This is a genomic window from Micromonospora sp. D75 (assembly GCF_018070405.1).
GTDB classification, from domain to species: domain Bacteria; phylum Actinomycetota; class Actinomycetes; order Mycobacteriales; family Micromonosporaceae; genus Micromonospora; species Micromonospora chalcea.
The window spans coordinates 1-7,090 of sequence record NZ_JAGPXV010000302.1; the positions used below are offsets into that span (position 1 = coordinate 1).

The 7,090-nt window shown below is 74.3% G+C and carries 8 protein-coding genes; 4 read left to right on the forward strand and 4 right to left on the reverse strand.

All coding sequences use genetic code 11. From position 1 onward, the window contains the following. Positions 1–362 (reverse strand): class I SAM-dependent methyltransferase (locus tag KBX39_RS18405; protein WP_210871692.1); only part of this gene is annotated, 362 nt, incomplete at its 3' end. Positions 363–407: 45 nt separating this feature from the next. Between KBX39_RS18405 and KBX39_RS18410 the strand changes: the two genes are divergently transcribed. From KBX39_RS18410 to disA, 4 genes are all read left to right on the forward strand, one after another. Further along, positions 408–1,238 (forward strand): UbiA family prenyltransferase, encoded by an 831-nt coding sequence (locus KBX39_RS18410; RefSeq protein WP_069089197.1) that lies wholly within the window; start codon positions 408–410, stop codon positions 1,236–1,238. 142 nt (positions 1,239–1,380) lie between these two features. Beyond that, the gene (locus KBX39_RS18415; RefSeq protein WP_043330867.1) at positions 1,381–2,130 is read left to right on the forward strand and encodes a hypothetical protein; all 750 of its coding nucleotides are present in this window, start codon (positions 1,381–1,383) and stop codon (positions 2,128–2,130) included. 104 nt (positions 2,131–2,234) lie between these two features. Next, entirely contained in the window at positions 2,235–3,680 is a 1,446-nt protein-coding gene (radA, locus tag KBX39_RS18420) for a DNA repair protein RadA (protein ID WP_069089200.1), read from the forward strand. A gap of 129 nt (positions 3,681–3,809) precedes the next feature. Beyond that, the gene (disA, locus tag KBX39_RS18425) at positions 3,810–5,000 is read left to right on the forward strand and encodes a DNA integrity scanning diadenylate cyclase DisA (protein WP_030502855.1); all 1,191 of its coding nucleotides are present in this window, start codon (positions 3,810–3,812) and stop codon (positions 4,998–5,000) included. A gap of 8 nt (positions 5,001–5,008) precedes the next feature. On the opposite strand, the gene KBX39_RS18430 is transcribed toward disA, so the two are convergent. The 3 genes from KBX39_RS18430 to KBX39_RS18440 form a co-directional block, all read right to left on the reverse strand. Next, complete coding sequence (locus KBX39_RS18430) at positions 5,009–5,773, reverse strand: hypothetical protein (RefSeq protein WP_043327918.1); 765 nt, start codon at positions 5,771–5,773, stop codon at positions 5,009–5,011. A 105-nt stretch (positions 5,774–5,878) separates the two neighbouring features. Next, positions 5,879–6,442, reverse strand: coding sequence for a peptide deformylase (locus KBX39_RS18435; protein ID WP_043327917.1), 564 nt, complete (start codon positions 6,440–6,442; stop codon positions 5,879–5,881). Continuing rightward, positions 6,439–6,951, reverse strand: a complete 513-nt coding sequence (locus tag KBX39_RS18440) for a glycine cleavage system protein R (protein WP_013288949.1) — start codon at positions 6,949–6,951, stop codon at positions 6,439–6,441. Before KBX39_RS18440 ends, KBX39_RS18435 begins: the two co-directional genes overlap by 4 nt. Between the last annotated feature and the right edge of the window lie 139 nt (positions 6,952–7,090).

Below are 7,090 nucleotides of genomic sequence, written 5' to 3' on the forward strand. Positions count from 1 at the left end.
GCGGAGACCACCGCCGCGCACGCGTCGGTCAGCGGCACCGCCGTCGCGTCGCCCTGGACCGCGGTCACCCCGGGGGCGGCGGCCTGGTCCAGCGCGGAGCGGGTCAGGTCCACCCCGACGTGGCGGTAGCCCTTGCCGGCCAGGTGCGGGGCCAGCAGCCCGGCGCCGCAGCCCAGGTCGACGAGCAGATCGTCCGGCGTGGACGCCGGTGGCACCAGCGCCGCGCGCGCCCGCGCCAGCCAGTGCAGCATCGCGAACGCGCCGTCCGGCCGCCACCACTCGTCGGCCAGATCGTCGTACTGCCGGGGGTCGTTCGGCGGCAGCACCCGGTGCGGAGTGGACACCCCGGGCACGTCAGGCATGCGTCGAGCGTGGCACGACTGCCCGGTAACGACCAGACTTCCCTTATGTCGACACGGGTGTTAGGGCTGGTCAAGGCGAGCCATCCGGAACCCGCTGCGGCGGTCACCGTGGTCGCCGCGCTGCTCGCCGCCGGCGCCGGGCACTCTGCGGCCGGCGTCGCGGCGGTGGCGCTGACGGTGCTGGCCAGCCAGCTCGCTGTCGGCTGGAGCAACGATCTGATCGACGCCGAGCGGGACGCCGCGGTGGGGCGTACCGACAAACCGGTGACCACCGGCGCGGTCAGCCGGCCGGCGCTGGCCCGGGCCGTCGTGGTCGCCGCCGTCGCCACCCCGCTGCTGGCGCTGGCCGGCGGCCCGGCCGCGGCGGCCTGCGCCACGCTGGGCCTGGTCTCCGCGCTGCTCTACAACCGGCCGCTGAAGTCGACGGCGGTGTCGGTGCTGCCCTACGCGGTCTCGTTCGGCGCGCTGCCCGCGTTCGTGGTGCTGGCGCTGCCCGGCTCGCCCGCGCCGCCGGCCTGGCTGGTGGCCGCCGCCGCGCTGCTGGGCGCCGGCGCGCACTTCGCGAACGTGCTGCCCGACCTGGCCGACGACGCCCGGACCGGGGTGCGCGGCCTGCCGCACCGGCTGGGCCCCGCCGGCAGCCGGCTCGCCGCCGCCGGGCTGCTCCTGGCGGCCACCGTCGCGCTGGTCTTCGGCCCGCCGGGACCGCCGTCGTGGGCCGGGCTGTCGGCCGTCGCCGCCGCCGTCGCCGTGCCGGCCCTCGGCTGGTACGCGGGACGCGCCGCCGCCGGACGCTCGGCCAGCGCCTTCCGGGCGGTGCTGGTGGTGGCGCTCATCGATGTGCTGCTGCTGGTGACGAGCGGCCGGGTGGTCTGACGGTCTCCCTCGCCGGGTGGCATTGCCGGGTCCGCGTGCGGGCCTCGATCAGCTCCAACTACCCTGGAGCGCGGTCTGCGCGGGTATGGCCACCCCGTGCCCGGTGGTCGACCGGGCGGGGATCGTGACGAGGAGGACCGACGTGACGCGCTCGATCAGGGGTTCCCGGGGGCCGGCCCTGCTGCTGGCCGGCACGGCGGCGGCGAGCCTGCTGCTGTCCGGGTGCGGCACCGGGCAGATTTCCGAGACCGCCAACAAGATCCCGTCGGTACAGGGCGTCAACGTCCAGACCTCCGACAACCTGTACAAGGTGCGCGGTCTCTACGTGCGGACGCCGGGGCCGAAGGGCTACGAGGCGGGGTCGAACGCGCCGGTCAACGTGGTGATCTACAACGACAGCGAGAAGCCGGTGACCGTGACGGTCACCACCGACAGCGCCCGGGAGATCGTGCTCACCGGTTCCGGCGCGGGCGAGAGCGGCGCCGCCACCCCGACCGGTTCGCCCACCGAGCCGGGCACCGCCTCGCCGACCGCGAGCGACCCGAGCGCGTCGCCGAGCCAGTCGCTGGGGACGTCCGAGTCGCCGTCGGCCAGCCCGTCGCCGAGCGAGACCGGGTCCGCGCCCGCCGGTCAGCCGGCCCGGATCGAGATCCCGGCGCTCAGCTACGCCCAGCTCAACGCCGACAACCCGCGGTTCCTCCAGCTCGTCGGCCTGAACCAGAAGCTGCTCGTCGGCCAGCAGGTCAACCTGACCTTCGACTTCGGCGACGGCAAGGTCATCACGACCCCGGCGCCGATCGGCATCCCGCTGACCGCGGAGCCCACCCCGTCCAAGATCGTCAACCCGCGTGAGCACGGGGCCGAGGACGGTGGCGTCGAGGGCGGCCACTGACCCCCGTCCTCCTTCCGTCGGCACCGCCGCCGTGGCCAGCGCCACGCCGGCGGTGTCGCCGTTTCCGGTGGGCTTTCGTCGTACGGGCCGGTTAGCGTCCTGTGGTGACCACCCCCCGATCGACCCCCTCCCGTGCCGGCGCCGGCCGCGGTCGCGCCGCCCGTGAGCCCCGTCCGGCCTACGAGTGCGACGCCTGCGGTCACCAGCCCCCGAAGTGGGTGGGCCGGTGCCCCGAGTGCGGCGAGTGGGGCTCGGTGGTCGAGTCCACGATCACCGGCCCGCTGGTCTCCGGCCGGGTGGTCAGCTCGCGGATGCCGGCCGAGCCGGCCCGGCCGATCGCCACCATCAGCGCCGCGCCCGCCCGCGCCCGGGCCACCGGCGTCAGCGAGCTCGACCGGGTGCTCGGCGGCGGCCTCGTTCCCGGCGCGGTGGTGCTGCTCGCCGGTGAGCCGGGCGTGGGCAAGTCGACGCTGCTGCTCGACGTGGCCCAGCAGTGGGCCGCCGGGGCCGGCAGCCCGTCGCTGGTGGTCAGCGGCGAGGAGTCGGTCAGCCAGGTGCGGCTGCGCGCCGAGCGGATGGGCACCCTGCACGACCAGCTCTACCTGGCCGCCGAGAGCGACCTGTCGGCGGTGCTCGGCCACCTCGACGCGGTCAAGCCCGGCCTGCTGGTGCTCGACTCGGTGCAGACCATCTCCACCACCGGCACCGAGGGCGTGCCCGGCGGCGTCACCCAGGTCCGCGCGGTCACCGCCGCCCTGGTCGCGGTCGCCAAGGAGCGCGGCATCGCCACCGTGCTGGTCGGCCACGTCACCAAGGACGGCCAGGTGGCCGGCCCCCGGGTGCTGGAACACCTGGTCGACGTGGTGCTGCACTTCGAGGGCGACAAGCACTCCTCGCTGCGCATGGTGCGCGGCGTGAAGAACCGCTTCGGCGCGGCCGACGAGGTGGGCTGCTTCGAGATGCACGAGGGCGGCATCAGCAGCCTGGCCGACCCGTCCGGCCTGTTCCTGACCCGCTACTCCGAGCCGGTGCCGGGCACCTGCGTGACGGTGGCGATGGAGGGGCGCCGGGCGCTGGTGACGGAGGTGCAGGCGCTGATCGGGGCCACCGTCGCCGGTTCGCCCCGGCGTACCGTCTCCGGCCTCGACAGCGCCCGGCTCGCCATGGTTCTCGCGGTGCTCCAGCGCCGGACCGAGCGGCTCACGCTGCACGACCGGGAGGTCTTCGCCGCCACTGTCGGCGGCATCCGGGTGGTCGAGCCGGCGGCCGACCTGGCGGTGGCGCTCGCGGTCGCCTCCGGCGGGCTCAACCTGGCGCTCAACCCGCATCTGGTGGCCATCGGCGAGGTCGGGCTCACCGGCGAGGTACGCCGGGTCGGCGCGGTGCCCCGCCGGCTGTCCGAGGCGGCCCGGCTGGGCTTCCGGCTGGCCCTCGTGCCGCCCGGGTGCGGGCCGGAGAGCAGCGGCGCCGGGCCGGAGAACATGCGCGTGATCGAGGTCACTGACGTGCGGGCCGCCCTCCAGACCGCCGCCCGCGCATCGGCGGAGTGACACGGTGGGATCCGCCGGGCGTTCCCGGACACGCGGCGCAGCCCGTGAAGAGCCGCCCGAGCCGGGCATCGTGACACATCACAGTAACCACGAGAGCACCCACCGCACGGCAGTCCGTAGACTGTGCCCGTGCCGATCGACCGCGATGCCACCAAGCCCGCAACGGCGACGCCGCACGCCCGTACCGGCGCCGTGAGCGGCAACCCCGCTCGTGCCATCAGCGTGAGCGTCAACGGAAGCGTCGGCGGCGGGGCCGGTGGCGACCCGCTGCGCGCCAACCTCGCCCTGATGGCTCCCGGCACCGCCCTGCGGGACGGCCTGGAGCGGATCCTGCGCGGCCGCACCGGCGCGCTGATCGTGCTCGGCTACGACAAGGTGGTCGAGCAGATCTGCACCGGCGGCTTCCCGATGGACGTGGAGTTCTCCGCCACCCGGGTCCGGGAGCTGTGCAAGATGGACGGCGCTGTCGTCCTCTCCAGCGACGGCACCCGGATCGTGCAGGCCGGCGTGCACCTGATGCCCGACCCGTCGATCCCGACCGAGGAGTCCGGCACCCGGCACCGCACCGCCGAGCGGGTGGCCCGGCAGACCGGCTACCCGGTCATCTCGGTCAGCCAGTCGATGCGGATCATCAGCCTCTACGTCAACGGCCAGCGGCACGTGCTGGACGACTCGGCGGCCATCCTGTCCCGCGCCAACCAGGCGCTGGCCACGCTGGAGCGCTACAAGCTGCGGCTGGACGAGGTCTCCGGCACGCTCTCCGCGCTGGAGATCGAGGATCTGGTCACCGTCCGCGACGCGGTGGCTGTGGTGCAGCGGCTGGAGATGGTCCGCCGCATCGCCGACGAGATCGCCGGTTACGTGGTGGAGCTGGGCACCGACGGCCGTCTGCTGGCCCTTCAGCTCGACGAGCTGATGGCCGGCGTGGACGCCGACCGCACCCTGGTCATCCGCGACTACCTGCCGGTCGGCCGCAAGTCACGCACCCTGGACGAGGCGCTCGTCGAACTCGACCTGCTCAGCGCCACCGAGCTGATCGATCTCGTGGCTGTCGCCAAGGCGATCGGCTACCCGTCCGCCTCCGACGCGCTCGACGCGGCGGTCAGCCCGCGCGGGTTCCGCCTGCTCGCCAAGGTGCCCCGGCTGCCGGTCGCCGTGGTCGACCGGCTGGTGGTGCACTTCGGCAGCCTCCAGCGGCTGCTCGGCGCGACCGTGGAAGACCTCCAGGCCGTCGAGGGCGTGGGCGACGCACGCGCCCGTGGGGTCCGCGAGGGCCTGTCCCGGCTCGCCGAGGCATCCATCCTCGAACGGTACGTCTGACCGACCGCTCAGCCGGTGATGGTCAGCTTCACCGGCTCGCTGATCTTGGTGCCGACGCGGGCGAACACCTGGTACGCGCCGATCGCCGCGAACTCACCGTTCGCGAGCCCGTTGGCGCACCGGTTGTCCACCCGGCCGTTCCAGCCCAGCTCGTAGGAGCGCTCGAAGTTCGGCGTGAACGACTGCGGGTCCGAGCCCTTGCCGGTGCCGCACGTGTCCGAGGACCAGATCTTCTCCGCGCCCGCCTTGATGTACAGCTCCTGCAGATCGGCGCCCACGTCCCGGCTGCACGTCCGGTTCGACACGTTCTTGACCTTGAGGCGCAGCGTGACCACAGTGCCCCGCTGGGCGGTGGCCGGCACCGCGACCGGCGTCACCAGCAGCTCCGAGTCGGTGCAGTTGCCGTCGTCCGAGACCGGCTGCCCGTTCGCGCCGCCGTTACCGGTGCCGCCGCCGTTGTTCGCGCCGCCACCGGTGTTGCCGCCGCCGTCGCCCGTACCGCCGCCGGTGTTACCGCCGGTGCTGCCGCCGCCCGCGTCACCGGCCGTCGGTGACGGGCTGCCCGACTGCGGGGTCAGCACCGAGCCGGACGGGGCCGGCTCAGCCCCGGCGGAACCGGTCGGCGACGGGTCCGTGCCCGGCGCGCCGGTGTTGCGGTCCGTGCCGGTGCACGAGTAGAGCAGGACAATCAGGAAGAGCAGGCCCGCTCCGAGCACGACGGCACGACGCCGCCAGTACACGGCAGGGGGCAGGGGGCCGACCGTCAGACGCATGATGCGCCTACCGTAGCCGCGCGGCGCACGGCTCGCCGGTCCGACGCGCCGGGAACCCGCCGCCGTACGGCCGCCTCCGTCCACACCGGATAGCCGCCACCACCGTCAGAGGTAGACCTTGCGCTGGTAGATCGCGTGCGCGCCGGCCACCCGGTCGAGGAAGAGCAACCCGGCACAGTGGTCGATCTCGTGCTGGAGCGCGCGCGCCTCGAAACCGTCGGTCACCAGCCGGACCGGCTCCCCGGTGCCCGGCAGCACGCCCTCGACCACCAGCCGGCTGGCCCGCTTCACGTCGCCGGTCAGGTCCGGCACCGACATGCAGCCCTCCCGGCCGGCCTTCCACCGGCTCGCCTCCACCACCCGCGCGTTGCAGAGCACGAACGTGCCGTGCACGGTGACCGCCTTCGGGTGCCCGGTGACGTCCACCGCGAACACCTGCGCGCTCACCCCCACCTGCGGCGCCGCCAGACCCACACAGCCGGGCGAGACCCGCATCGTGGCCACCAGATCGGCGGCGAGGCGTACCACCTCGGCAGACGTCGGGTCGACCTCCGGGCCGGGTTGGCTCAGCACCGGCTCCGGGGCGGTGACCACCGGACGTACCTCGCCGGGGACGCCGAGCTTCTCCGGGGTCCAGCCGCCCAGGCCCGCGTACTCCGGCCCGGTCACAGCAGATCCGTGTCCGCCGGGCGGAGGCTTACCCCGACACCCAGCTCCGCCGCGACGCGGGTGAGCCGGCCGGCCACCTCGTCGGAGACGCCCGGCGGCAGCTCGACCTCGGCGACCACCACGTAGAGCGAACCGGTCAACCGCGTGCTCAGGTCGGTCACGTTCCCGCCCGCGTCGGTGAGCACCCGGGTCATCGCCGCCACGATGCCCATCCGGTCGGCGCCGTGCACCGCCAGCACGTACGGCTCCCCGGTGGGCTCGCTGCCGCCGTCCGGCGTGACCGCGCGTACGGTGGCCAGCAGATGTCCGTCGGCGGCGAGCGGGGCCAGCGCGGCCTCGACGTCGGCAGCGGCCGGGCCCACGCAGATCAGGGTCATCGCGAAGTGTCCACGCAGCCGGGTCATAGTCGAGTCGGTGAGGTTCGCGCCGAGCCGGGCGAGGACCTCCGCGACGTCGGCCACGATGCCCGGCCGGTCCCGGCCGATGACGGTGATCGCGAGCTCGTTCATTCGGACATTCTGCCCCGTCGCCCATGATCGATCGCGCCCGGCCACCCGCCCCGCCCAACCTGCGGGAAAGACAGCCGTGACATGATCGGCGGCGCGATGTCCGAGCCCACATTCGCCACCCAGGTCAGCCGGTGGTACG

Excerpts from the sequence above, each read along its gene's own strand:
- KBX39_RS18410 (WP_069089197.1), top strand. The coding sequence starts at position 408 with ATGTCGACACGGGTGTTAGGGCTGGTCAAGGCGAGCCATCCGGAACCC.
- KBX39_RS18430 (WP_043327918.1), bottom strand. The coding sequence starts at position 5,773 with ATGCGTCTGACGGTCGGCCCCCTGCCCCCTGCCGTGTACTGGCGGCGT.
- KBX39_RS18440 (WP_013288949.1), bottom strand. The coding sequence starts at position 6,951 with ATGAACGAGCTCGCGATCACCGTCATCGGCCGGGACCGGCCGGGCATC.